The 24,118-nt window shown below is 56.5% G+C and carries 21 protein-coding genes; 13 read left to right on the forward strand and 8 right to left on the reverse strand.

All coding sequences use genetic code 11. The annotated features are described in order from the left end of the window. Positions 1-271: 271 nt before the first annotated feature. From INT84_RS01475 to INT84_RS01505, 7 genes are all read left to right on the forward strand, one after another. A complete protein-coding gene (locus tag INT84_RS01475; RefSeq protein WP_194205351.1) occupies positions 272-1,360 on the forward strand; it encodes a YncE family protein in 1,089 nt (362 codons plus the stop codon). Positions 1,361-1,415: 55 nt separating this feature from the next. Beyond that, on the forward strand, positions 1,416-3,611 hold the full coding sequence (locus INT84_RS01480; RefSeq protein WP_194205352.1) for a TonB-dependent siderophore receptor: 2,196 nt from the start codon (positions 1,416-1,418) through the stop codon (positions 3,609-3,611). A 116-nt stretch (positions 3,612-3,727) separates the two neighbouring features. Further along, positions 3,728-5,116 (forward strand): phenylalanine transporter, encoded by a 1,389-nt coding sequence (gene pheP / locus INT84_RS01485; protein ID WP_194205353.1) that lies wholly within the window; start codon positions 3,728-3,730, stop codon positions 5,114-5,116. A 220-nt stretch (positions 5,117-5,336) separates the two neighbouring features. Next, the gene (locus tag INT84_RS01490) at positions 5,337-6,578 is read left to right on the forward strand and encodes an MFS transporter (protein WP_194205354.1); all 1,242 of its coding nucleotides are present in this window, start codon (positions 5,337-5,339) and stop codon (positions 6,576-6,578) included. 14 nt (positions 6,579-6,592) lie between these two features. Beyond that, positions 6,593-7,621, forward strand: coding sequence for a sugar phosphate isomerase/epimerase (locus INT84_RS01495; protein WP_194205355.1), 1,029 nt, complete (start codon positions 6,593-6,595; stop codon positions 7,619-7,621). Further along, a complete protein-coding gene (locus tag INT84_RS01500) occupies positions 7,618-8,763 on the forward strand; it encodes a Gfo/Idh/MocA family protein (protein ID WP_194205356.1) in 1,146 nt (381 codons plus the stop codon). The genes INT84_RS01495 and INT84_RS01500 overlap by 4 nt, the downstream gene beginning before the upstream one ends. 78 nt (positions 8,764-8,841) lie before the next feature. Continuing rightward, a complete protein-coding gene (locus INT84_RS01505; RefSeq protein ID WP_194205357.1) occupies positions 8,842-9,822 on the forward strand; it encodes a LacI family DNA-binding transcriptional regulator in 981 nt (326 codons plus the stop codon). Here the strand turns inward: INT84_RS01505 and INT84_RS01510 are convergent. From INT84_RS01510 to INT84_RS01520, 3 genes are all read right to left on the reverse strand, one after another. Beyond that, on the reverse strand, positions 9,819-11,255 hold the full coding sequence (locus tag INT84_RS01510) for a porin family protein (RefSeq protein ID WP_194205358.1): 1,437 nt from the start codon (positions 11,253-11,255) through the stop codon (positions 9,819-9,821). The two genes, INT84_RS01505 and INT84_RS01510, sit on opposite strands and share 4 nt — an antisense overlap. A gap of 36 nt (positions 11,256-11,291) precedes the next feature. Next, positions 11,292-12,029: a Slam-dependent surface lipoprotein gene (locus INT84_RS01515; protein WP_194205359.1), complete on the reverse strand. Its 738-nt coding sequence runs from the start codon at positions 12,027-12,029 to the stop codon at positions 11,292-11,294. A 275-nt stretch (positions 12,030-12,304) separates the two neighbouring features. Then, complete coding sequence (locus INT84_RS01520; protein WP_194205360.1) at positions 12,305-13,744, reverse strand: MFS transporter; 1,440 nt, start codon at positions 13,742-13,744, stop codon at positions 12,305-12,307. A gap of 107 nt (positions 13,745-13,851) precedes the next feature. Between INT84_RS01520 and INT84_RS01525 the strand changes: the two genes are divergently transcribed. The 3 genes from INT84_RS01525 to nadS all read left to right on the forward strand — a co-directional run bounded on the left by INT84_RS01525 (position 13,852) and on the right by nadS (position 15,410). Beyond that, positions 13,852-14,727, forward strand: coding sequence for a helix-turn-helix transcriptional regulator (locus tag INT84_RS01525; protein WP_194205361.1), 876 nt, complete (start codon positions 13,852-13,854; stop codon positions 14,725-14,727). Between the two features lie 64 nt (positions 14,728-14,791). Continuing rightward, positions 14,792-15,124, forward strand: a complete 333-nt coding sequence (locus INT84_RS01530) for a type II toxin-antitoxin system RelE/ParE family toxin (RefSeq protein ID WP_194205362.1) — start codon at positions 14,792-14,794, stop codon at positions 15,122-15,124. 1 nt (position 15,125) lies between these two features. Then, entirely contained in the window at positions 15,126-15,410 is a 285-nt protein-coding gene (gene nadS, locus INT84_RS01535) for a NadS family protein (RefSeq protein ID WP_194205363.1), read from the forward strand. 54 nt (positions 15,411-15,464) lie between these two features. Here nadS and nfsB read toward each other — a convergent pair whose 3' ends face one another. Together nfsB and INT84_RS01545 are read right to left on the reverse strand one after the other, a co-directional pair. After that, the gene (nfsB, locus tag INT84_RS01540) at positions 15,465-16,118 is read right to left on the reverse strand and encodes an oxygen-insensitive NAD(P)H nitroreductase (RefSeq protein WP_194205364.1); all 654 of its coding nucleotides are present in this window, start codon (positions 16,116-16,118) and stop codon (positions 15,465-15,467) included. Positions 16,119-16,284: 166 nt separating this feature from the next. Next, on the reverse strand, positions 16,285-16,866 hold the full coding sequence (locus tag INT84_RS01545) for a TetR/AcrR family transcriptional regulator (RefSeq protein ID WP_194205365.1): 582 nt from the start codon (positions 16,864-16,866) through the stop codon (positions 16,285-16,287). A 187-nt stretch (positions 16,867-17,053) separates the two neighbouring features. On the opposite strand from INT84_RS01545, the gene INT84_RS01550 reads away from it, so the two are divergent. Further along, entirely contained in the window at positions 17,054-18,154 is a 1,101-nt protein-coding gene (locus INT84_RS01550; protein ID WP_194205366.1) for an MBL fold metallo-hydrolase, read from the forward strand. A gap of 30 nt (positions 18,155-18,184) precedes the next feature. Next, positions 18,185-18,526 carry a RamA family antibiotic efflux transcriptional regulator gene (locus tag INT84_RS01555; protein ID WP_176917538.1) on the forward strand — a complete coding sequence of 114 codons (342 nt, stop codon included), beginning with the start codon at positions 18,185-18,187 and terminating at the stop codon, positions 18,524-18,526. Between the two features lie 161 nt (positions 18,527-18,687). Here the strand turns inward: INT84_RS01555 and INT84_RS01560 are convergent, their stop codons facing one another. Continuing rightward, positions 18,688-20,835: a TonB-dependent siderophore receptor gene (locus INT84_RS01560; RefSeq protein ID WP_194205367.1), complete on the reverse strand. Its 2,148-nt coding sequence runs from the start codon at positions 20,833-20,835 to the stop codon at positions 18,688-18,690. Positions 20,836-20,989: 154 nt separating this feature from the next. On the opposite strand from INT84_RS01560, the gene INT84_RS01565 reads away from it, so the two are divergent. After that, entirely contained in the window at positions 20,990-22,645 is a 1,656-nt protein-coding gene (locus INT84_RS01565; protein WP_194205368.1) for an alpha/beta hydrolase-fold protein, read from the forward strand. Here the strand turns inward: INT84_RS01565 and INT84_RS01570 are convergent. Together INT84_RS01570 and INT84_RS01575 are read right to left on the reverse strand one after the other, a co-directional pair. Continuing rightward, positions 22,544-22,792 (reverse strand): DUF1158 domain-containing protein, encoded by a 249-nt coding sequence (locus INT84_RS01570; protein ID WP_194205369.1) that lies wholly within the window; start codon positions 22,790-22,792, stop codon positions 22,544-22,546. The genes INT84_RS01565 and INT84_RS01570 overlap by 102 nt on opposite strands. Positions 22,793-22,853: 61 nt before the next feature. Then, a complete protein-coding gene (locus tag INT84_RS01575) occupies positions 22,854-23,972 on the reverse strand; it encodes a YbdK family carboxylate-amine ligase (protein WP_194205370.1) in 1,119 nt (372 codons plus the stop codon). Positions 23,973-24,118 lie beyond the last annotated feature (146 nt).

Genomic DNA, 24,118 nt, shown 5'->3' on the forward strand with positions numbered 1-24,118 from the left:
TAGCCTTTTCTGACTCGCTTTTCCCCCCGCACTCTGTTTCCCATCGTTAATCCTTGTAACATTTAGACTTGATAATACAAAGAGAATGAGTATAGTTCTCATTCTCTTTGTTATTCGCAGGCGCAACAGGATCTACCTGCACGACAGTGAACGCTTTCACAGGGAAACACTGAGGCACACGGTGGAGCGCGCGTAAGAATGACCGGAACGTAAAATCATAATCCGGGATGCCTCCACGTTTTTGCTATTTTGAAGGTGAAGGACTTCCCTGATGAAAATGAAAATCTCCGCCCTTGCGCTGCTGATGACCGTCGCGCTGAGCGGCTGCACGGCGCAACAATCCACCGCGACCAAACCTGCCGCTGAACCCCAGAAAACCACTGTCGCTGCGCTGCCTGCGAATGTACAAAAACGCGATCTGGCGGATGGCCTGTATGAAATGGCGCTCAGCCCGAAAGGGGATGCGCTGTACGTTGCCAGTTCTGAAGGCTTCAAGGATGTACAGGGTGGGGTGATCTACAAACTTGACCCGCGCACGCTGAAAACCATCGGGGCCAGCCATACCGATCTGAAAAACTTTGCCCTCGCACTGTCTGATGACGGACAAACCCTGTATGTCACCAACTCTCTGGACGGCGGCGTCAGCGCCATCAACACCGCCGACGGCAAAGTCAAAAACCGCATTCTGTTCCCGGAGCGTAACGACGAAGGCTTCCCTTACGGCGCGCGCCAGATCCTGCTGCATAACGACACGCTGTATATCGGCGCGGTTGCCGATCCGGCCATCATCTGGGTCGTTGATGCGAAAACGCTGAAGCTGAAAACCCGCATTAAAAATACCGGTAAATGGATGACCGGTCTGCATTACTCCGCAAAAACCGATCGCCTGTATGCGGCCAATGGCGGCGGCGAAATTCTGGTGATCAATCCGCGCACCAATCGTATTGAACACCGCTGGAAACCGCTGGGTGATAAACCGGCGCTGCTGCTGAACATCGCAGAAGACAGCGAAACCGGCCGTCTGTTCGTTACCGACAACTCAAAAGCCAAAACCACGCTGGTGCTGGATATCCGCAGCGGTGACGTGCTTAAGCAGCTTGATATCGGCGACTCGCTGTCGGTGAAATACAACGCCAAACGGAACGAGATCTACGTCTCCCGTCGCGACGGCGGCAAAGTTGTCAGCCTGGACGGCACCTCTTACGCCGTGAAGCAGTCGTGGGATCTGCCACCTAACCCGAACAGCCTGGAACTCTCTGCCGACGGCCAGACGCTGTTCGTGACCGTGAAGCAGAAGTTCAACAAAGATCATTCGACCAGCGGACCGGATAGCGTCGTCCGCATTGATTTGACTAAATAAATATCCGGCCCGGAGACGGGCCTTTTTTTCACTTTACCCTTTTTTCGAGTGAATTATGCACAACACCAACGTTTCATTCCCGCTGCGTAAAACGCTGCTGGCGCTGGCCATCGGTGCGGCAAGCCATACCGTCTGGGCCGCCACTGCGGACGACAGCAAAACCAAAGAAGACACCATTGTGGTCCAGGCGACGCCGGAGGCGGATTTCACGCCGGGCGGCAACGATCTGGTCCCTGCCTACCTGGACGGACAGATTGCCCACGGCGGACGAATGGGGATGCTCGGCGAACAGAAGGCGATGGATGTGCCGTTTAACGTCATCGGCTACACCTCGAAGCTGGTTCAGGATCAGCAGGCGAAAACCATTGCCGATGTCGTCAACAATGACGCAGGCGTGCAGGCCGTACAGGGTTACGGGAACTATGCCGAAACCTACCGCATTCGCGGCTTTAAGCTGGACGGCGACGACATGACCTTCGGCGGCCTGCCGGGCGTGGTGCCGCGTCAGGTGATGGATACGCAGATGCTGGAGCGCATCGAAGTCTTCAAAGGCGCGAATGCGCTGGTCAACGGCGCGGCGAGCAGCGGCGTTGGTGGGATGATCAACCTCGAACCGAAACGCGCGCAGGATACGCCAAACGCCACGGTGGGCGTAGACTACACCTCTGACTCTCAGGTCGGCGGTACGGTAGACGCCGGACGTCGTTTTGGCGATAACAACCAGTTTGGCGCGCGCGTAAACCTGGTGCATCGTGAAGGCGAAACCGCGGTAGAAGATGATAAACACCGTACTACGCTGGCCGCCATTGGCCTTGATTACCGTGGCGACCGCCTGCGCTCCTCGCTGGACTTTGGCTACCAGAAAAAAACCTTCCACGGCGGTGAGACGGGCCTGAACATCAGCGGCGTCGATTTTATCCCCCGCGTGCCGGATCCGACCAAAAACTACAGTCAGAAATGGGCCTTCAGCGATATCGAAAACGAATTCGGCATGGCGAAAAGCGAATACGATCTGACCGACAACTGGACCGCTTATGCGGCACTCGGCATGCAGCACGCGCATGAAACCGGCGTTTACAGCGGGCCAAAACTGCTAAACGCCAACGGCGATGCCACCGCCGGTCGTCTGGATACTAACCGTATTACCGACGCCTGGAGCGGAATGGGCGGCCTGCGCGGTGATTTCGACACCGGCTTTGTCTCGCATAAAGTGAACGTTGGTTACTCGGCACAAATCGAAAAAGATAAAACCGCATGGACAATGTCGTCGGTTAACCCGACCACCAATATCTATGATAATCATGCGGTGCCAATTCCTGACAACGCGATCTTCGGCGGTAACTACTCCGATCCGCTGACCACCACCCGTAACCGTACTCAGGGCTGGCTGTTAAGCGATACCCTTGGCGTACTGGACGATCAACTGCTGTTCACGGTTGGCGCGCGTCATCAGAAAGTGGTGGTGCGTAACTACAGTAACGCCACGGGCGCGGAAGATACCACCAGCCGCTACACCGAAAGCCGCTGGATGCCGACCTACGGCGTGGTCTACAAGCCGTGGGAAGAGCTCTCCCTGTATGCTAACCATACCGAAGCGTTGCAGCCTGGTACCGTGGCACCGAGATCGGCTACCAACTACGGTAAGAGTACCGGTATCGCGCACTCCAAACAGAACGAAGTCGGCGTGAAAGTGGATTTCGACCGCGTCGGCGGCTCGCTATCGCTGTTTGAAATCAAAAAACCGTCTGCGCTTCAGGACAGTTTAACCGGCGTCTACGCGCTGGATGGCGAGCAGCGTAACCGTGGCGTTGAGCTGAACGTGTTTGGCGAGCCGACGCTGGGGCTGCGTCTGAACGGCAGCACCGTCTGGCTGGATCCGGAAATGACCAAAACCAAAGACGGTGCCAATAACGGTAAAGATGCGATTGGCGTACCGCGCTTCTACATGGTGCTTGGGGCGGAATATGACATCAAACCGGTGGACGGTCTGACGGCAACCGCGCGAGTGAACCACTCCGGTTCGCAGTATGCAGATTCGGCGAATACCAAAAAACTGGACGACTACACCACCCTGGATCTGGGCGTGCGTTACCGTATGCACCTGAATCAGGAGAAGAACGACATGGTAGTGCGTGTCGGCGTGGATAACGTTACCAACGAGAAATACTGGTCGGGCGTTGAAGATAACGGCACCTACATCTTTGAAGGTGAACCGCGCACGGTCAAAGTTTCCATGAGCTACGACTTCTGATTATAAGAGCACCTCGTAAGGCGGGCAGGGAAGCCCGTTCTCGCCGCATAACTTGAAGTGTGACATCTATAAGTGTTAAAAGGTGCCCCTTATTACAAATAGCACAGGGGTAGGGCGTGAAAAACGCGTCACTGGCATCCGGACACTCTGCGGATGCGTCTTCAGAAAATAATCCAGCATTACACCGGGGTTTACAAAACCGACATATTCAGTTGATCGCGCTGGGCGGCGCTATCGGTACGGGGCTGTTCCTCGGCATCGGCCCGGCGATCCAGATGGCAGGCCCGGCGGTGGTGCTGGGATACGCTATCGCCGGGATCATCGCTTTCCTCATTATGCGCCAGCTTGGCGAGATGGTGGTCGAAGAACCGGTCTCCGGCTCCTTCGCCCACTTTGCTTACAAATACTGGGGACCGTTTGCCGGCTTCCTCTCCGGCTGGAACTACTGGGTCATGTTCGTGCTGGTCGGCATGGCGGAACTGACGGCGGCTGGCATCTACATGCAGTACTGGCTCCCGGATGTCCCGACCTGGATTTGGGCGGCGGCTTTCTTCATTGTGATCAATGCGATTAACCTGGTTAACGTGCGTCTTTATGGCGAAACCGAGTTCTGGTTTGCGCTGATCAAAGTGCTCGCCATTATTGGCATGATTGGTTTCGGCATCTGGATGCTGGTCTCCGGCCATGGCGGCGAGCGCGCGACGCTGAGCAACCTGTGGGTCCACGGCGGCTTTCTGGCGACCGGCTGGCATGGTCTTATTCTGTCGCTGGCGGTGATCATGTTCTCCTTTGGCGGCCTTGAACTGATCGGCATTACGGCAGCGGAAGCGCGCGATCCGGAGAAATCGATTCCTAAAGCGGTCAATCAGGTGGTTTATCGCATTCTGCTTTTCTATATCGGCTCGCTGGTGGTCCTGCTGGCGCTCTATCCGTGGATGGATATCAAATCCAGCAGCAGCCCGTTTGTGATGATTTTTCACGATCTCGACAGTAACCTGGTGGCCTCCGCGCTGAATATGGTGATTCTGGTGGCGTCGCTGTCGGTCTATAACAGCGGGGTGTATTCCAACAGCCGGATGCTGTTTGGCTTGTCGGTTCAGGGCAACGCGCCGAAATTCCTCACCCGCGTCAGCCGTCGCGGCGTGCCGGTCAATTCGCTGCTGCTCTCCGCGGTGATTACCTCGCTGGTCGTGCTGATCAACTACCTGCTGCCAAAACAAGCCTTCGGCCTGCTGATGGCGCTGGTGGTGGCGACGCTGCTGCTGAACTGGATCATGATTTGCCTGGCGCATCTTAAATTCCGCGCGGCGATGCGTCGCAAAGGACGCCTGCCGAAATTTAAAGCGCTGCTTTCGCCGGCCAGCAACTATATCTGTATTGCCTTTCTGCTGATGATCCTTGGGCTGATGTGCACCATGGAGGAGATGCGTCTGTCGGCGATTTTGCTGCCGATTTGGGTTCTATTCCTGTTTATCGCCTTCAAATGTCTGCGTCGTAAAGCATAACCTTTCAATGCAACGGGCCTGCCGGATAGCGCAGGCCCTGTCCGCAACGATCTGCCTGAACCCTGAATTACGCGCCTGAAACGGCGGTGGATCGCTGCTGCTTTTTTGTTCGTGATCGCTCTCCCACTTTCACCTCAAGACGCTAGATCTTTATTTGTAATCGATTACTTTCAGAGTAAACGTGTTTTGTAATCGATTACTTTTGAGGGTGGAGCGAAAAATGGTATCTACAACTGAAACCACTGGCAGAGGAGGCGTTCAATACCGCCTGCTGGTGCCGCGTCTGTCGTTAATGATGTTCTTACAGTTCTTTATCTGGGGAAGCTGGTCGGTGACGCTCGGGCTGGTGATGACTCAGCACAACATGTCGCTGCTGATTGGCGATGCGTTCTCCGCCGGGCCGATCGCCTCCATTCTCTCGCCGTTCGTGCTGGGGATGCTGGTGGATCGCTTCTTCGCCTCGCAAAAGGTGATGGCAGTGATGCACCTGCTTGGGGCGGCGATCCTGTGGTTTGTGCCGCAGGCGCTGGTAGCGCAGAACGGCGCGCTGCTGATCGGCCTGCTGTTTGGCTACACGCTGTGCTATATGCCGACGCTGGCGCTGACCAATAACATTGCCTTTCACAGCCTGGCGAACATCGATAAAACCTTCCCGGTGGTGCGCGTTTTCGGCACTATCGGCTGGATTGTGGCGGGGATTTTTATTGGCGTGACCGGCATCTCCGATACCACCGGCATCTTTACTCTCGCCGCGATCTGCTCGGTGGCGCTGGCGCTCTATAGCCTGACGCTGCCACACACGCCTGCGCCCGCGAAAGGGCTGCCGATCCAGGTGCGCGATCTGTTCTGCGCCGACGCCTTCGCGCTGTTGAAAACGCGCCACTTCTTTATCTTCTCGCTGTGCGCCACGCTGATTTCAGTGCCGCTGGGTACCTATTACGCTTACACCGCGTCGTACCTTTCTGACGCGGGCGTCGGCGACGTCAGCACCGCCATGTCCTTCGGCCAGATGTCGGAAATCGTCTTTATGCTGGTTATCCCGCTGCTGTTCCGTCGCCTTGGCGTCAAATATATGCTGCTGATCGGCATGCTCGCCTGGTTCGTGCGTTACGCGCTGTTTGCACTCGGGGTGAATGAAGAAGCGCGGGCGCTGCTGTATCTCGGCATTCTGCTGCACGGCGTCTGCTACGATTTCTTCTTTGTCGTCGGCTTTATCTATACCGACCGTGTGGCGGGCGACAAGGTCAAGGGCCAGGCGCAAAGCATGATCGTGATGTTTACTTACGGTATCGGAATGCTGCTGGGCTCGCAGATCTCCGGCGCGCTGTATAACCGCCTGGTGGCCGGACAAACCGTGCCGCAGGCGTGGGTGACCTTCTGGTGGATCCCGGCCATTGCCGCCGCCGTTATTGCACTGCTTTTCCTTTTCTCTTTCCACTATAACGAGAAAGAGCCTGAGTAATTCTGGAGGTGTTTATGAAAACCATTAAGGGACCGGGACTTTTTTTATCGCAGTTTCTCGGTGACCAGCCGCCGTTTAACACCCTCGAGGGGCTGGCGGGCTGGGCGGCGGGGCTGGGCTATAAGGCGTTACAGATCCCCTGCCATAATAAGGCGATTTTCGACCTGCAACGGGCGGCGGAGAGCCAGACTTACTGCGACGAGGTTAGCGGCAAGCTGGCTGCGCACGGGCTGGTTATCAGCGAACTGTCCACCCATCTGGAAGGGCAACTGGTGGCGGTGCATCCGGCCTACGATGCGGCCTTTGATGGATTCGCGCCGCCGGAGGTGCGCGGCAATGCCGGGGCGCGTCAGGCCTGGGCAACCGATATTCTCAAACATGCAGCGGCGGCATCCGCACGTCTCGGCCTCACGGCCCACGCGACGTTTTCCGGCGCGCTGGCGTGGCCCTATTTTTACCCGTGGCCGCCGCACAACACCGCGCTGCTTGAAGAGGCTTTTGACGCGCTGGCGCAGCGCTGGCGGCCGATCCTCGACTGCTTCGATGAGCATGGCGTAGACGTATGCTACGAAATCCATCCGGGTGAAGACCTGCACGATGGCGTCACCTTTGAGCGCTTCCTGGAAAAGGTCGACAACCATCCGCGCTGCAATATGCTCTACGATCCGAGCCACCTGCTGCTGCAACATATTGACTATCTGACCTGGATCGATATCTACCATTCACGCATCAAAGCCTTTCATGTTAAGGATGCCGAGTATCGTCAGAACGGGCGCAGCGGCGTTTACGGCGGTTATCAGCCGTGGCTTGAGCGGGCAGGGCGCTTCCGCTCACCGGGCGACGGGCAGGTCGATTTCAAAACCATTTTCAGCAAGCTGGCACAGTATGATTACCCTGGCTGGGCGGTACTGGAGTGGGAGTGCTGTCTGAAAGACGGAGAAACGGGCGCGCGCGAAGGCAGCGAGTTTATCCGTCGCCACATCATTCCGGTTTCCACACATGCTTTTGACGATTTTGCCGCTGGAAACGGGGTGCGCAAATGATTCAGGTCGGTATTATTGGTAGCGGGTTTATCGGCCCGGCGCATCTGGAAGCGCTGCGTCGGCTGGGGGATGTCGAGGTGGTGGCGCTGTGCGACAGCACGCGTGAGGCCGCAGAAAGCAAAGCGCGGGCGCTGCATGTGCCGCACGCTTATGACAACGTGGACGCGCTGCTGGCGCATCCGGGGCTGGCGGTGGTGCATAACTGCACGCCGAACCATCTTCACGCGGCGATTAACCGGCAGATCCTGCGGGCGGGGAAACATGTTTTCTCCGAGAAACCGCTATGTATGACCAGCGAGGAAGCCCGTGAACTGGTACAGCTGGCGGAACAGGCGGGCGTGGTTCATGGGGTGAGCTTTGTTTATCGCCAGTTCGCGATGGTCCAGCAGGCGGCCAGTATGCGCCGGGCGGGGAGCGTCGGACGGCTTTTTTCCGCCCACGGCACCTATTTGCAGGACTGGATGCTGCTGGAAACTGACTACAACTGGCGGGTGGATGCCGGGCAGGGCGGCGCATCGCGGGCGGTAGCGGATATCGGCTCGCACTGGTGCGATACGGTGCAGTTTGTCACTGGCAAGCGCATTGTCGAGGTGATGGCTGACCTGTCGATTGTCTGGCCGACGCGTAAAGCCAGCGTCTCCGGCGCGGCGACCTTCAGCCATGACGACGACGCCCGTTATGTCGATCGCCCGGTTTCCACCGAGGATATCGGCTCGGTCCTGTTCCGTTTTGAGGACGGCAGCAAAGGCTGTTTTCACGTTTCGCAGGTCAGCGCCGGACGGAAAAACCGCCTGAGTTTTGAAATCAACGGCAGCGCGTGCTCCCTGGCGTGGGATCAGGAAACGCCGCAGCGACTGTGGATCGGCCAGCGCGCGCAGCCCAATCAACTGCTGAGCGACGATCCGGGCCTGATGAACGCCGACGTTGCCGCCAGCGCCCATTTTCCCGGCGGTCATATCGAAGGCTGGCCGGACGCTTTTAAAAACATGCTCAGCCAGTTTTATCAGGCGGTGCGGGAAGGGCGAAAACCGTCACGTTCTGAGACCTTCGCCTCTTTTTATGACGGCGCAAACGTGATGTATCTCATTGAGGCAATTGTAAAAAGCCATCAGGAGCAGCGCTGGATACGCGTCGGGCAGTAAATCAATGCCCGGTTCGCCGGGCAACGCTTTTGTGGTAGCCTGCAATTATTAACGCTAACCGCAGGATTTGCCGTCACTATGTCCATTCAAAAAATTGCCCGTCTCGCCGGTGTCTCGGTGGCGACGGTATCGCGCGTGCTCAATAACAGCGATACCGTCAAAGCGAAAAACCGCGAACGGGTGCTGGCGGCCATTGCGGAAAGTAACTATCAGCCCAACCTGCTGGCCCGGCAGTTGCGGACCGCGCGCAGTTATATGATTCTGGTGATGGTCTCCAATATCGCCAACCCGTTTTGCGCGGCGGTGGTAAAAGGTATCGAAGAAGAGGCAGAGAAAAACGGCTACCGCATTCTGCTCTGTAACTCCGGTTCGGACATCGAACGTTCGCGTTCCGGCCTGAAGCTGCTGTCAGGCAAAATCGTTGACGGCATTATCACCATGGATGCTTTTTCTAAGCTGCCAGAACTGTCTACGATGATTGGCGATGCGCCGTGGGTGCAGTGCGCCGAATATGCCGACAGCGGCGCGGTTTCCTGCGTGGGCATTAATGATGTCGATGCCGCCCAGCATGTTGTCTCCTGGCTGGCGGATAAAGGCCGGCAGCGTATTGCGCTGATTAATCACGATCTCAGCTATAAATACGCCCGCCTGCGCGAGCGCGGTTATAAAAGCGTGATCCATACCCGCAGTCTGGCGTTTCAGTCCGTCGAATATGCCAGTGAGCTGAGCGTGGCAGCCGGAAAAGCCGCCGCCGAAAAACTGCTGACGGCAGAGCGTCGGCCCGACGCTATTTTCGCCGTTTCCGATACCCTGGCCGCCGGGGCGATCCGCGCGATTGAACAGGCCGGGCTGAACGTGCCGGACGATATTGCGGTGGTTGGTTTCGACGGCACCGAACTGGCGGAGATGATCTCGCCCCAGCTCACCACCGTTGAACAGCCGTCGCATGAAATGGGCCGTAAGGCCGTCGGGCTGCTGCTCAATAAAATCGACAATCCTGACTCCAGAGCCGAGCGGGTGATGATGGCGTGGCATCTGACCACCCGCGCCAGCGCCTAAAAGCGTTTATCCAGCGTCAGGTAGATATTGCGCTGGGTATAATCGTAGAAATCGATATTGCTGTTAACCTTTTTGTAGACGAAATTCAGCTTTGGCATCACCGACATAAAATGCAGATCGCGATGCCAGAGTGACACCATCGCAATCTGCTCATCATCCCGACGGCGAACGCCGAAAATATCGTTGTCATCGTCATAATGACGTTTAGCGAGCGCCCCCATCAGGCCAGCCGACACGCCCCACGGCAGATCCGTTTCCAGCCCGCCGCGCAGGCTATAGCGCTGGTTGGTTTCGCTGGCGGTGGTAGTGTTCTGCCACGCCACATCGCCGCCGACGAACACCGACAGCCGCGCGTTAACCACATGCGACAGGGTAGTTGAAACGTAGCGGTTATCCCCGGCTAAAAAATCATACTGCGCGTTGTCGTAATGCAGCTTCTGGTATTCCAGTACCTGACTGACTTGCCACGCCGGAGAGAGTAAATAGCTGTACTCCATACGCATACCCGGCCCGGAGGAATAAGCTTCGGTGCCGTACCAGCGTTTCTCATAAAAGGGCAGCAGCGAGATCTGCTGACGAAAATCCTGCCAGCGATATCCGGCGTACAGGCGGCTGGTAATATCGTCGAAGCGATGATTGTTCCAGTAGCTTTTGCCCGTTACCGTGCCGAGAAAACGAAGGGAGTGGCGGTCATAAAGATGCACATCTTTTTGCAGCGCGCCGTTAAACCAGAAGCCTTCGCCACGCTGCGGATAAGCCTCTTTATTACGGATAAACAGCTTGTCGCCGATACGAATATATTTATTGGTCGAGGCGTTATTCACATTACTGTCGTTAAGATAGCTGAGGCTGAGATTTCCCGTCAGCCGATCCTGTGACTGGATGCGCTGAAGGTAGGCGTTGATGCGCTGCGCCACCTCAGGCGGCGGACTGGCGGCTCTCACCCGTTCAAAATGATATTCTGCGGCGTCGAACTGCCGGTCTTCGTATAACGCACGGGCGAGATCGAGGCGAACGGCGGCAAAATCGGGATGTTCGCTGAGGATCGCCCGATAGTTTTTAATCGCCTCGCCGTAGTGACCTTCACTGCGCGCCACGCCCGCTTTCGCATAGTGAATGAGTACGTTGTCCGGGGCGGGTGAGCGTTCGTAAAGAGGCAGAACGCTTTTCACCACCGGCCAGGCTTCATCGCGTACCGCCTGATCCAGTAATGCCTTCGCCAGCTCCGGCTGCGCGGCAAGCTGCTGGTCTGAGACGTGCAGCGTATCGCCGGAAACCGTTTCACCCGACGTTTTCGGCGTTAAGCGTTCGAAATGGGGGGCCGCCGGGATCAGGGTATTGTCCGTGGGAGCCGCCGTGGCGACAGCGGGTAAAAAACAGGTTAATAACAGGGAGCGCAGGCGCAGGGAGGACATACCGCAGATTACCATCATCAGGAAAACCGGCCAGCGACGCTGGCCGGTAAAATATTATTGTTTTGTTGCGCCAAACGACGCGCTTTTGCTGGTATCGGCGAATTCCGCGATGCCGCCCAGCTCTTCTGCCGCAGGACCGTTGAAGTGGCCGACAAAGGTGCCGTTATCGCCGCCGGACTGCGCGTCACCCCTGAAGCCACCGTCAACAATAGCGCCCTGCATCGCCACCGCTGAACCAAAATCGTCGTTGCCGGTGATATTACCGTTGATGGTTTTCGCGGCGAAATCAACGTTAAAGCTGGCGTCGGTGCGCACGCCGTCACGCATACCGGAACCGACATAGGTGGCGGTGCCCTGCGTTGGCACATTGGCTGCTGCGGTGCCTTCCCCACTGTAGAATACGCCGTGCTCGCCTTTTTCCTGCGACGTCCAGCTACCGAACAGGGTGTAGCTCATCGGGCCACAACACCAGCTGGTGCTGGAAACCCGGGTGCCGTCGGCTTTGACCAGCCCTTCCGTCCAGGTACCGCCAAACGTAATGCCATCACGGCGCATCTGATATTCAATGCCATCCGGCGTGGTGTAGGTGACGCCGGAAACGCTCCCCAACGTGGCCTTACTTTCCGGCGGCGACAGGGGCTGCTCTGGCGCTGGCGTGGTGCCGGTATCCGGCTGAGACGGTGTACTGGTTTCTGGTGCTGAACCACTATCATGATGACCGCCGCCACCGCCGCCGCCACAGGCAGTAAGCGCAAGAAGGGAAAGCAAAATTGCAGGTTTAAGGTGTGCCATAGTAAACGTCCTGTTTCAGAGGAAATATGCCAACGAGGAAAATAAGATTTTGGACATATTAAGACATATTTTTTTACATGGATTATAAGAATAGTCCTGGATGGGAAGGCAAGCGGATAATGACTTAACGGAAATTGAAATTAGCGAAATTGTAATAGTCTGAATTTTATAGCTTTTTATTAAGGTTTTTTTAATTCGTTATCCCTGCACCCTAATTATTAGTAGGGGTGAAATATCCCCGGCGGGCATTATTTTTAACCCGCCGGGGAGGTATTTTATCCTTTTACGGACACACAGCGATTATCGACTGCAATAAAAAGACGCTGGCGATAGGCCACGGCGACGACACCTAATAACACCATCATCACCGCTTCCACGCCGAGAAAACCGACCATCGCCCGCGGGTAATTGCCCTGGCCGTGGTGCGCCAGCGCCAGAAATAACGATCCCAGCACCGCAGGCCCTAATCCCAGCGTCGCCTGTTGCAGGGTGCTGAGGATCGCACTGCCCGCACCGGCATCGCAGGCGCTGATGTCTTTCATGCCCACCCGATAAAAGCTGTTGACGATCAACGCCTGCCCGTAGCCAATGAGTATGGTCGAGGGCACCAGCGCCAGCGCGGTGGTCGCGCTGTCAAAACGCCAGAACGTGTACATCAGCGCCAGCAGTCCCACCATCTGCACCGCCAGACCGGTCATCAGGATGCGCCCGGTGCTGTAACGGGCGATCAGGCGCGGGGCGTACAGTGCGGAGGCAAAATAGGCGATGCCGAGCGCAATAAAGCTGTTGCCGGACTGCCAGGGAGCCATCCCCAGACCTTTTTGCATCGTCAGCGCCATGCAGAACATAAAGCCAGACCAGGCGCTGAAGAACAGCAGGGCGATAACCATACCAAAACGGATGCTGGCAAGTTGCAGCAGGCGCGGCGGCAGAAGAGGTTGTCCGCCCTGAGATTGTTGACGCCGGGCGCTGGCACGCATCCACAGTCCCAGCGGCACAATCGCCAGCAGCGCCGCCTGCGTCGGCCACGGCCAGTGCAGTTCCGGACCCAGCGCCATCGGAAATAGCAGACAGCAGAGGATCACCGCCAGCAAAAAGGTGCCCAGCCAGTCAATACGGGAAGGCATTTCGCGACGCGTTTCCGGCACGTAGCGTCGGCTCAGCGCCAGCACCAGCAGGCAGATGGGCACATTGATAAAAAAGGCGTTACGCCAGCCCAGCCCGGCAATATCGGCGGAGACCAGCCAGCCGCCGCCCATCTGCCCGACGATAAAAGCAATACCGCCAATGCCGCCGTACAGGCTGATCGCCCGCGCGTGCGCCCTGCCTTTTAACGTGACGTGCAGCGTCGCCAGAATTTGCGGCACGATCAACGCCGCGCCTGCGCCCTGTAAAATGCGCGCCGCCAGAAGTTCCGTTATGGTAGTCGCCATTCCGCACAGCAGCGAGGCGACGCCGAATGCCGCCACGCCCCACATAAACAGGCGGCGGCGACCGTAGTTGTCGCCAAGCTTACTGCCCATCGCCAGACACACCGCGAAGGCTACGCCATACAGCGCGACGATAAGTTCAAGCTGGGTGGCGCTGGCGTGCAGCGATTGGGTGATCGATTCCAGCGCCACATTGGTAATTGAGGTATCAATCAGCGGCAGCATCTGGCCGGTTAACAATAAAATCAGGGCCGCACGGCCGGGTGAAACAGCAGACGTATTCATGGTCACTCCATTGCGTCATTCAGCGAATGGACGTAGCATCGCTGATATAAAAAACGGGTACCAGTTCTTGCTTATACTGGTACTGGCACTACCCTGCTGGAGAGACTATGAGCCTGATAAGCGAACGTGAAGCGCCGATCCTGCCGCAGGACGACACGCGCAAACAGCTCGGCGCGTTTTTGCGTGCGCGGCGTGAAAGCCTCGATCCGCAGCGCCTTGGCCTGCCGCGCAGCGGGAGACGTCGCACGCCGGGATTGCGGCGCGAAGAGGTGGCGATGCTGGCGGATGTCGGCGTCACCTGGTACACCTGGCTGGAGCAGGGGCGGGAGGTTAACCCCTCTCCCGCCGTAATGACCGCGGTTGCCGCAGCGCTGCAATGTTCGCCGCTGGAGACGCGTCACATTTTCGTGCTGGCCGGACTAACGCCGCCGGAAAGCCCGCAGCTGGCGCAGTGTGAAGGCATCAGCGCGGGCACCCGGCGGCTGCTTGACAGCCTGATGCCGCAACCCGCCAGCATTCAGAAACCCAATTTTGACATCGTCGCCTGGAATGACAGCTTTTGCCGTCTGATGGGCGTCGACTTCAGTACGCTGCCAGAAGCCGATCGTAACTGCATCTATCTCTATTTAACCCATCCCACCTGGCGTAGCCGCCTGGGCAACCCGGATGTCTTACCGACCTTCGTTTCGTATTTCCGCGCCGCCATGGCGGAGCATCGCGGCGAGGCGGCATGGGAAGATAAGCTGGCGCGTTTTTTTGCTGTCTCAACGGAGTTTGAGGCGCTGTGGCACCAGCGCTATGATGTCCGCGGCGTGGAAAACCAGCTCAAGAGCTTTAATCACCCGCTGGTAGGGTGCTTCAGTCTTCAGCAGATGTACTGGTACTCCGCGCCGCGTAACGGCTCGCGGCTGCTGGTATATTTGCCGGTAGATGAGGCCGGGGAGAAGGCGCTGGCGCGGCTGGATGCCGGGGCGTCTTTTTAGAGTGAGTCTTATGGAAAATTATTAGCGTAAGGTGTACTATGTACCCCGAAAGGAGAGTTTGACAGTGAGTCATGCGATAGAGTTTATAGAAACACCAATATTTACCCGTCAGATAAAACAGATAGCGACAGATGATGAGCTTCGCTTACTTCAAAAAGAGCTTATTGCCTCTCCACAAAAGGGCGACCTGATACAAAGTACGGGTGGATTACGGAAGGTCAGAATGGCAACCGGATCTCAGGGGAAGAGCAGTAGTGTGAGGGTTATTTATTTTTTAGCCACTGAAGAGGCTATTTATTTAGTGATGGCTTACCCCAAAAGCGACAAAGTTAGCCTGACCAATATTGAAAAGGCAGAACTGAAAAAACTGACTAAGTTATTAAAAGGCGAGGTATAAAATGACTTTTTTTGATGAGCTAAAACAATCACTTGAAGAAGCTATTGATATCAAAAAGGGTGTTAAAGGACCTGCTCGAGTGACTCGTTATGAAGTCGCAGATGTAAAAAAAATTAGAGAGCAGCTAAATGTTTCCCAAAGCGAAATGGCAAAAGCACTTGGTACGAGTCTTGATACGATAAAAAGTTGGGAATCAAGGCGGCGTAACCCTACCGGGCTGGCGGCAAAAGTGCTCGCGGTCATTCAAACTAACCCTGCTTTTTTTCATGAACTTGCTGCCCGCTAAGTCAGCAACAGGGCACAGCATATAAAGGCGCGCGACCCCTCGCGCGCCTGAACATTAACACTCGGTCAGCGTGGTGCTGAACGGCAGGCGGGATTTCGGCAGGGCAGCGTTGAAATCTTCCACGCTATGCTGGCCGACCGGCACCACGACCAGGCTGGTGTAGCCTTGTTCGCGCAGGCCGAATTCCTCATCAAGAATAGCAGCGTCAAAGCCTTCAATCGGCACGGCGTCCAGACCCATCGCCGCCACGCCCAGCAGGAAGTTACCGACGTTCAGGTAAACCTGTTTTGCCATCCAGTGATGATCGTCTTGCAGATCTTTACGGTGCATATCGGCGAAGAACGTGCGGCCTTTGTGGTTAGCGGCTTTGGCTTCGGGGGTGGCGAAGCGGCCATCGGCCTCTTCCTGATTGACTACGCGTTCCAGCCAGGCGTCATCCATCGCGGTTTTAGCGCAGAACACCACCACGTGAGAGGCATCACGCATTTTACGCTCGTTAAACACGTAGGTGCCGGCGGCGGATTTGGCGACGCGCGCTTTACCTTCTTCCGTGCTGGCGACGATAAAGTGCCACGGCTGCGAGTTGGTGCTGGAGGGGCTATAGCGCAACAGCGTTTTCAGATGTTCAGCCTGCTCGGCGGTCAGTTTTTTACTCGGATCGAATGCCTTGGTGGAATAACGTTTTAAGGCAACGGAAACAATATCCATAACAACTCCTGGTGTTTTTGAATGCGCACCGCGCGGGTGCGCCCGACGGGCAGCAGAGTAGCGCTGCCGGACGAAAAAAATAAAGCGGCTTACGTCGATAACTATTATCGTTTTGTGCGACGACTCTCAAAGGGCGGAGGCGGGAATATTCAACGCCTTGCCGTCATCAGGCTTTCTCGGTGGAAAGCGCGCGCCACATGGTTTCAAAACCAATGGCTTTAAATTCGCTGGCGCGGGCAGGTTCGCGCGTCGCAAACTCCATCGTGGTTTCGGCCAGCGCAAGGAAGCAGGCATCGCCGAAGGCATTGAACTCTTCTGATTTAAATACCGGCAGGATAGACTGGCGGCACAGCGTTTTCATCTCCGGGAACATATCTTCCACCTGCTGTTTTGTTTCTTTGGTGATCTTCTCGCTCACCGCCAGCTGGCGCACGGTGCGATTACCCAACGGGTTCTGCATGCCCCAGTCGATGTAGTTATTCCAGATGTAGCGGGTATTTTCCACCGGATCGACAACCGCCGGATCGCGATTAGCCAGCATTGCCCGACAGAGCTGCTGTTTAAGATGGAGATAAAGCGCGTTAAGGAGATCGTCCTTGGTGGCGAAATAGCGGAACAGCGTTCCCTCTGCAACCCCCGCGCTGCGGGCGATGGTAGCGGTTGATGCGGTGATCCCGGATTGGGCAAAAGCGATAGTCGCCGCTTCCAGTAACGCCTGTTTTTTATCTTCACTCTTCGGACGAGCCACTACGCTTTACCTTTCTGTCTGTAAAAACCACGATTGAAACATGCCCTTAGCGGCACTTCAACGGCGAATGTCAAAAAATGAAAAACGTCTTGACGACATTCGGTCTCTTTCTATAATGAGTGCTTACTCACTCATAATCAAGTCACATTACACCGTCTTACGGAAAAGGCGTGTTTCAGGTCAGGATATGAAGCGTCTAATAATAAGTGTGGTTGCCGTAATGATGATCGCCTGCGCAGCAAGTTTACCGTTTGTATGCAACGCCGGATTCGGCCAGGCCCCGCAGGGGAACGGGCTGACGGAAGTCGAAAAATCGCCGCATTACCGCGACGGACAATTTCATAATCAGCTTCCCACGCCGGGGTTTACCGGCAAGAAAAACATGCTGGCCGCGTGGTGGGAGTTTCTGACCACCCGGCGGGAAAACTCACGACCCGCGCAGCCGCTGCCGCTGGTGAAAACCGATCTGGCGAGCCTTCCGCCAGAACAGGAGGTCGCCGTCTGGCTAGGCCACTCCTCATGGTATTTGCAACTGGGCGGCAAACGTATCCTCATTGACCCGGTATTCAGCGCCTACGCCGCGCCGTTTTCGTTTTTGAACAAGGCGTTTGACGGCGACTATCCGTGGACGGCGCAGGGAATGCCGGAGATCGACCTGCTGATCATTTCGCACGATCACTACGATCATCTCGACTACGCCACCATTCGCGCGCTCATGCCGAAAATCCACCGGGTCATTACGCCGCTCGGCGTAGGTTCCCATCTGCGTTATTGGGGTATGAACCCGGACATTATTACCGAAGCCGACTGGAACCGGGCGATTACCGTCGATGACCAGTTAACGGTGCACGTTCTGCCTGCCCGCCACTTCTCCGGGCGCGGCCTGAAACGCAACCAGACGCTGTGGGCCAGCTTTATGTTCGTCACGCCGGAAGAGAAGCTTTATTACAGCGGCGACTCGGGCTACGGACCGCATTTTAAAGCCATCGGCGAGCAGTTTGGCACGGTGGATCTGGCGATTATGGAAAATGGCCAGTACGACGAAGACTGGAAATATATCCACATGATGCCGGAGCAAACGGCACAGGCGGCGGTCGATCTTAACGCCAGCGCGATTTTACCCGGCCATTCGGGGCGCTTTGTGCTGGCAAAACATACCTGGGACGACCCCTATAAAAGACTGGCGCAGGCCAGTCTGAATAAACCGTACCGGCTGTTAACGCCGCAGTTGGGCGAACCGGTAAACATTTCTGATCGTATGCATCAATTTAGTGCCTGGTGGGAATAACCCACCATTACAGTAGAGAGGGGGAGCCATATGACCATTTCCGCTCAGGTTATCGACACCATCGTCGAGTGGATAGATGACAATCTGCATCAGCCGCTGCGCATTGAAGAAATCGCCCGTCATTCCGGGTATTCAAAATGGCACTTACAGCGTCTTTTTTTGCAGTACAAAGGCGAAAGTCTGGGGCGCTATATTCGCGAGCGTAAACTGCTGCTGGCGGCGCGCGACCTGCGTGATACCGATCAGCGCGTCTACGATATCTGTCTGAAGTACGGTTACGAATCGCAGCAAACCTTTACCCGCGTCTTTACCCGCACCTTTAATCAGCCGCCGGGTGCCTATCGTAAAGAGAATCACAGCAGCACGCATTGAGACGGGTTCAGGGGGATGTCCGAATGATGTACCCCTTTAGCCGGGCGGCGGCTGCGCCTTACCCGGCCTGTAAAACCTGCTTTACCGATGGGCTATGCCTCCCCGTAGGCCCGTGCAAGCGAAGCGCCGCCGGGCATCACCGGCGGGGCGCTGCGCTTTTCTTACCAGGAATAACCCAACGTTGCGGTCATCGTCCGGCCAATACCGTAGAAGCAGGCGGTATCGCTGGCACATGACGCCACGTACTTGGTATTCGCCACGTTATTGACGTTAAACTTGACGGTTGCGCCCTTCAGGCTGCTGTTCAGCTCGCCCAGTTCGTAGCTCACCATCGCATCATACAGATCCACCGACGGCACTTTGAAGGTGTTCTTCGCATCGCCATAGCTGGTGCCGAGGTAGCGCATACCGACACCGGCAGTCAGACTTTTCAGCGGGCCGCGGGGGAAGGTATAGCTGGCAAATGCGGAAGCCATATGCGTTGGAATACGCGCCGGCGTTTTACCTTCGGTCCCGGCGACCGTGGTGCTGGCGACCTCAGCATCGGTATACGTGTAAGAGCCGATCAGGTTGACCGTCTCATCCCACAGCGCGGAATGGATCTCGGTCTCGATGCCTTTCGAGCGCACTTCACCGGCGTTTTCATACCAGCCCTCGGTGCTGTTATAGGTCGGCACGTTGTTCTGGCGCAGATCGTAAAGCGCCACGCTCATCAGCGTATTTTGTGCCGGCTGATATTTCACACCCACTTCCGCCTGCTTACCGGTGGTCGGCGCAAATGGCGAGACGCCCGGCGCACGGTTGGTTTGCAGGTTAGGCTCGAACGAGGTGCTGTAGCTCACGTAAGGCGAGAGACCAAAATCGAAAGCGTAAAGCAGGCCGGTACGCCAGGTAAACTTGTCATCATTCTGCTGGGTTTTATCGGCGGCGGTTAAATCAGTCGTACGCACTTCCGACCAGTCATAGCGCCCGGAAAGCAGCAACTCCCAGTTGTTCCAGCTCATCTGATCCTGAAGATAAACCCCCATCTGATCGAGATTTTGCTGCTCGTTGGTCATGGTAGCGAAAGTGCTTTCATCGACGTTGACGCCATAAACCGGCTGCGTCCAGTCCAGGTCGTACTGGCTACCGGCACCGCGTCCCAGATACTGCTTATCATGGCTGGATTTATAATCAAGCCCGCCAAGCACGGTGTGATCGAGCATCCCGGTTGCCAGATGCGCTTCAAGCTGGTTATCGAGGCCGAATTCATTGGTTTCGCGCTCCTCATGCTGCGCGCGACGGGTTAGCAGCGTGCTGTTGGCCGCGCTGTTGGCATACACCAGGTAGCGATACTTTTGTTTGATGGTGGCGTAACGGGCGTTCTGACGGAAGGTAAAAACATCGTTGAACTGGTGTTCAAACTCATAGCCCACCATCGTCTGCTCGCGCCAGGACTGGTCGTAGTTCGGATCGCTGACGTTAAAATCCCACGGAATATACTGGCCGTTGGCGCTGACCACCGTGCCGTAGTACGGCAGGAAGTTACGGTAACCGGCATCGGGATCTTTCTGGTAGCTGGTCAGCAGGGTAAAGCGGGTCTGATCGTTGGGAAACCAGGTAATCGCCGGGGCAATCGCCATCCGCGTCTCTTTGTAATCCTCCACCTGATTATGCTGCGTGCGGGCGATACCGTTCAGGCGGTACAGCACCCGTCCGTCGTCGCTCAGCGGGCCGCCGAAATCAAACGCGCCTTCCGCCAGATCGTGATTGCCGGTGCGGAACTGCACTTCATGAACAGGCTCGCTGGTGGGACGTTTGCTGGTCATGCTAATCAGGCCGCCAGGGTTAACCTGACCGAACAGCACGGAGGCCGGGCCGCGCACCAGTTCCACCCGCTCCAGCAGCCACGGATCGACGGTGCCGGTTTGCGATGAGGCGGTGGCCCCGAAGCTCAGGCCGTCGAGGAATTTTGGCACATAGCTAAAACCGCGTACGAACACTTCATCATTACGGTTAGATGAGCCGCGATACTCGGTAAACACGCCCGGCGTATAGCGCAGCGCTTGCGACACGGAGGTCACATCCAGCGCGTCCATCTGATCGCGTGTGACAACGGAGACCGACTGAGGCGTTTTGACCAGATCCGCCGAGGTTTTGGTCGCCGACAGCGTTTTGGTCGCTACCATCCCTTTCAGCGGCGCGGTGGGATCTTCACTGTTTCCCTGCGTGACGACCATGGTTTCCTCGGCTGCCTGCGCCGGATGGCTGACTGCGGCGGTGGCTATACTCATTAACCAGAGATGCATTATCTTATTATTTTTAAACATGTTTTAAATAAAACCCCGTGAACGATGCCATAGAAAAATCCCGTATTGACGACCTCAATAACGGGAGATGAAAACGTAAACGGCGCTAATGATATTGCAAATTGTTATCATTTGCATTAGCGTTGTTACAAATTTCATCGGGAACCGTGCTGTAATGAAAATGGCGTGGAGTGGTTTATTAATTGGGCTGAGCGCGACACCTGCGCTTGCCGCGAATTGTGATTCCATGTCGGTGCAGGGAGAACAGCAGGGCAAGTTTGACGCCAGCGGCGAAATTTGTTTTGTGCTCCCGGCGCTGGGTGAAAATTATGTTTCTGCGACGTTGAGCGGCGTTACCGATGCGCGTCTTCTTGATCGGAATAACCGCCGTTTGCGCACGTTGCTGGAAGGGGAGCCGGGCGACAGTGAACAAACGCTCTTATTTTCTCTGCCGCTGAATCAGCCATCCTCGCTGATGTTACATGGCGAAGAGGGCACGCGCTGGCGCTTTAGCTGGCGGATCAAAGAAACCGCTTCCCTTGCCAGAACGCAGGTGCTCGATCCGGTCAGTCCACTGTTGCAGCAATTAGCCCGCGAACTTCAGGCGGGCGGGTCTACCGAGGCATTCTGGCAGGACCGTCGCCAGCAGGGGACGCCGCTGGTCGAGCCTGTCGATGCGACCCATAAGCGGGTGACTTTCCTGTGGCGCGGCGCGCGGAATAACGTCTTTATTCTTGGCTCGCCTGCGGGCGACCACGATCCGCTGTTCCGCCTCGGCGACTCCGATGTCTGGTTCCGCAGTTATGTCGTGCCTGCCGATACACTGATGCAGTACAAGCTGGCTCCGGACGTGCCGGTGGTGCAGGGAACGGCGCGCGATCAGCGGCGGGCGATCCTGGTCAGCGCCCAGGCCGATCCGCTGAATCCCTCTACGTTAACAACCGATCGCGCCGATCGCTGGAATCGTTATTCATTGCTGGCGCTGACGCCCGCCCGCTACTGTACGCCGCAGCGGATGATGCAGCCGGTTAAACACGGCACGCTGACGCGGCAATCCTTTTACAGTCCAGCGCTCAACAATCAGCGCGATATCATTCTCTACCGCCCGCGCGTGGCGCAGCCGGCACGCTGGACGCTGATGTTGTTTGATGGTCAGGTGTATCAGGACGATTATCGCTTCGCCAGTGTGATGGACGACCTGATTGCCCGCCACGTGGTGCCGCCGGTGAATATTGTCTTCATCGACAGTCTGGATCATGTCCGCCGGGGTAAAGAGCTACCGCCGAATCCGGCGTTTGCCGATTTTATGGCGCATGAACTGGTGCCGTGGCTGCGGCAGAAGGGCATCCCGGTACTGCGGCAAAAAACGGTGCTGGCGGGCTCCAGTTACGGTGGACTGGCATCCTCCTGGGTGGCGCTACGCTACCCGCGCGTCTTCGGCAACGTGCTGAGTTTGTCCGGCTCGTACTGGTGGTCGCCGAAAGGTGAAGCGCCGGGCTGGCTGACGCGACAGTATCAGCAGTCGCCGCGCTACCCGATCCGCTTCTGGCTACAGGCCGGACGCTTTGAAAGCCAGGGGCCGGACGGCGGTATTTATCGTAATACCGAGACGTTTGCTCAGGTGCTGCGCGATAAAGGCTATCGCGCCAGCTTCCATCCGTGGTCCAGCGGTCATGACTATGCTGCCTGGTGTGAAGCGCTGGTGGCCGGAATGCGCGACTTTACCGGCTTAACCCGCCAGCGAAAACCAGCGACGCCAGACAAAGCGAATGATCAGATACTCGATAATGCCGAGCATCAAAAACCACAGGCAGAACAGCAGGGTATATAGCTGGCCGAGATCCATCAGATGAAACACGGCGACCAGTTTCTGCGCCAGTACCAGTCCGAGCGACGGTGCTGGCAGCAGCAGGCAGGAGAGGAAGGCCAGCAGCAAAATGCCGCCAGCGATGGTCAGGGATTCAAGCGGATGTTTCATGTACCGTTAATCTTCTGTTAAAAATCATCAGGCGCATTGTAAAGCCTGAGCCGGGGAGCGGCTAGCCTGCCGCCCAGATTTCAGCGTGCTTTTGCACCAGCCCGGTAAGCGAGCCGCCATCGGCGATAAAATCGCGCATATTCTGCGCCTCACTTTTACCCCCTTTAAGCATCACGCCGATATCGTCCAGCGCGCTGGTGGCATCCAGCTTGTCCGCGTAAGGCGTCAGCCGCTCAAGCAGCCGCGAAATATCGTCGGCGATAGTGCATTGCTCGCCAGAATGCACATCCGTCAGCACGCCTTGCAGTCCATAGCGACACGCCTGGAAGCGGTTAAATTTGTATAGCAGGTAGTCCCGCTCCTGATGTTTGAAGGGGCGCTCCGTTAACAGCCAGCAGGCAAGCGCCTGAATAAACCCGGCGGTATTCACCGCATGTGTTAACGTCAGCGGCGTGTCCATCACCCGGACCTCCACCGTGCCGAAGCCAGGGCTGGGGCGAATATCCCAGTGCAAATCTTTAATACTGTCGATCATGCTGGTATAGCTCAGGCGACGAAAAAGCCCTTCAAATTCCTGCCAGCTATTCACCCACGGCATCGGGCCGTTATCCGGGAAAGAAGAAAAAATATTCAGCCGCGAGGACGCAAATTTACTGTCGGACCCCTGAATATACGGCGAGGCGGCATTCAGGGCGATAAAATGCGGCACAAAACGCGACAGGCCATGCAGCAGATAAATCGCATCATCGCCACTCTGGCAGCCGACGTGTACATGTTGCCCGAACACCGTGGCCTGCTGAGTCAGATAGCCGTAATACTCCAGCGTTTGCTCATAGCGGGCGCTTTTACTTACCTCCTGCCGTTGCCACGTCTGAAACGGGTGCGTCCCGCCACCGCAGATTTGCAGGTGATGCTTTTCAGCGGCGCGCAGAATGATCTGTTGCATCGCCGAATACTCCGCCGCCACCTGATGAATATCCCGGCAAACCCCCGTCGCAATCTCCAGCATACTTTCTGTAATGTCGTGCTTTACTTCGCCCGCGTTCACATCGGCTTTCACGGCATCAATCAGCGTGGAAGACTCCTGACTGAGATCGTAGCCCGGCGGGTTCACCACCTGTAACTCCAGCTCAACGCCAAGGGTGAAAGGGTCGGAGATATGGAAATCGGGTAAGGGCATAAAAAACCTCTTATGTTGTGTTTCGGTAAGTATAGAAGGGAGAGACCTGTTCGTCGTATAAACTCCAGGCGGAGAGGGAATGTTGGGCACCGGCGAGAAATAATAGTTTTAACGAGGTGGCATGCTGGTTTTATTAGAAGCAATAA

The sequence above is a fragment of the Superficieibacter sp. 1612_C1 genome (assembly GCF_015234305.1).
Classification (GTDB): domain Bacteria; phylum Pseudomonadota; class Gammaproteobacteria; order Enterobacterales; family Enterobacteriaceae; genus Superficieibacter.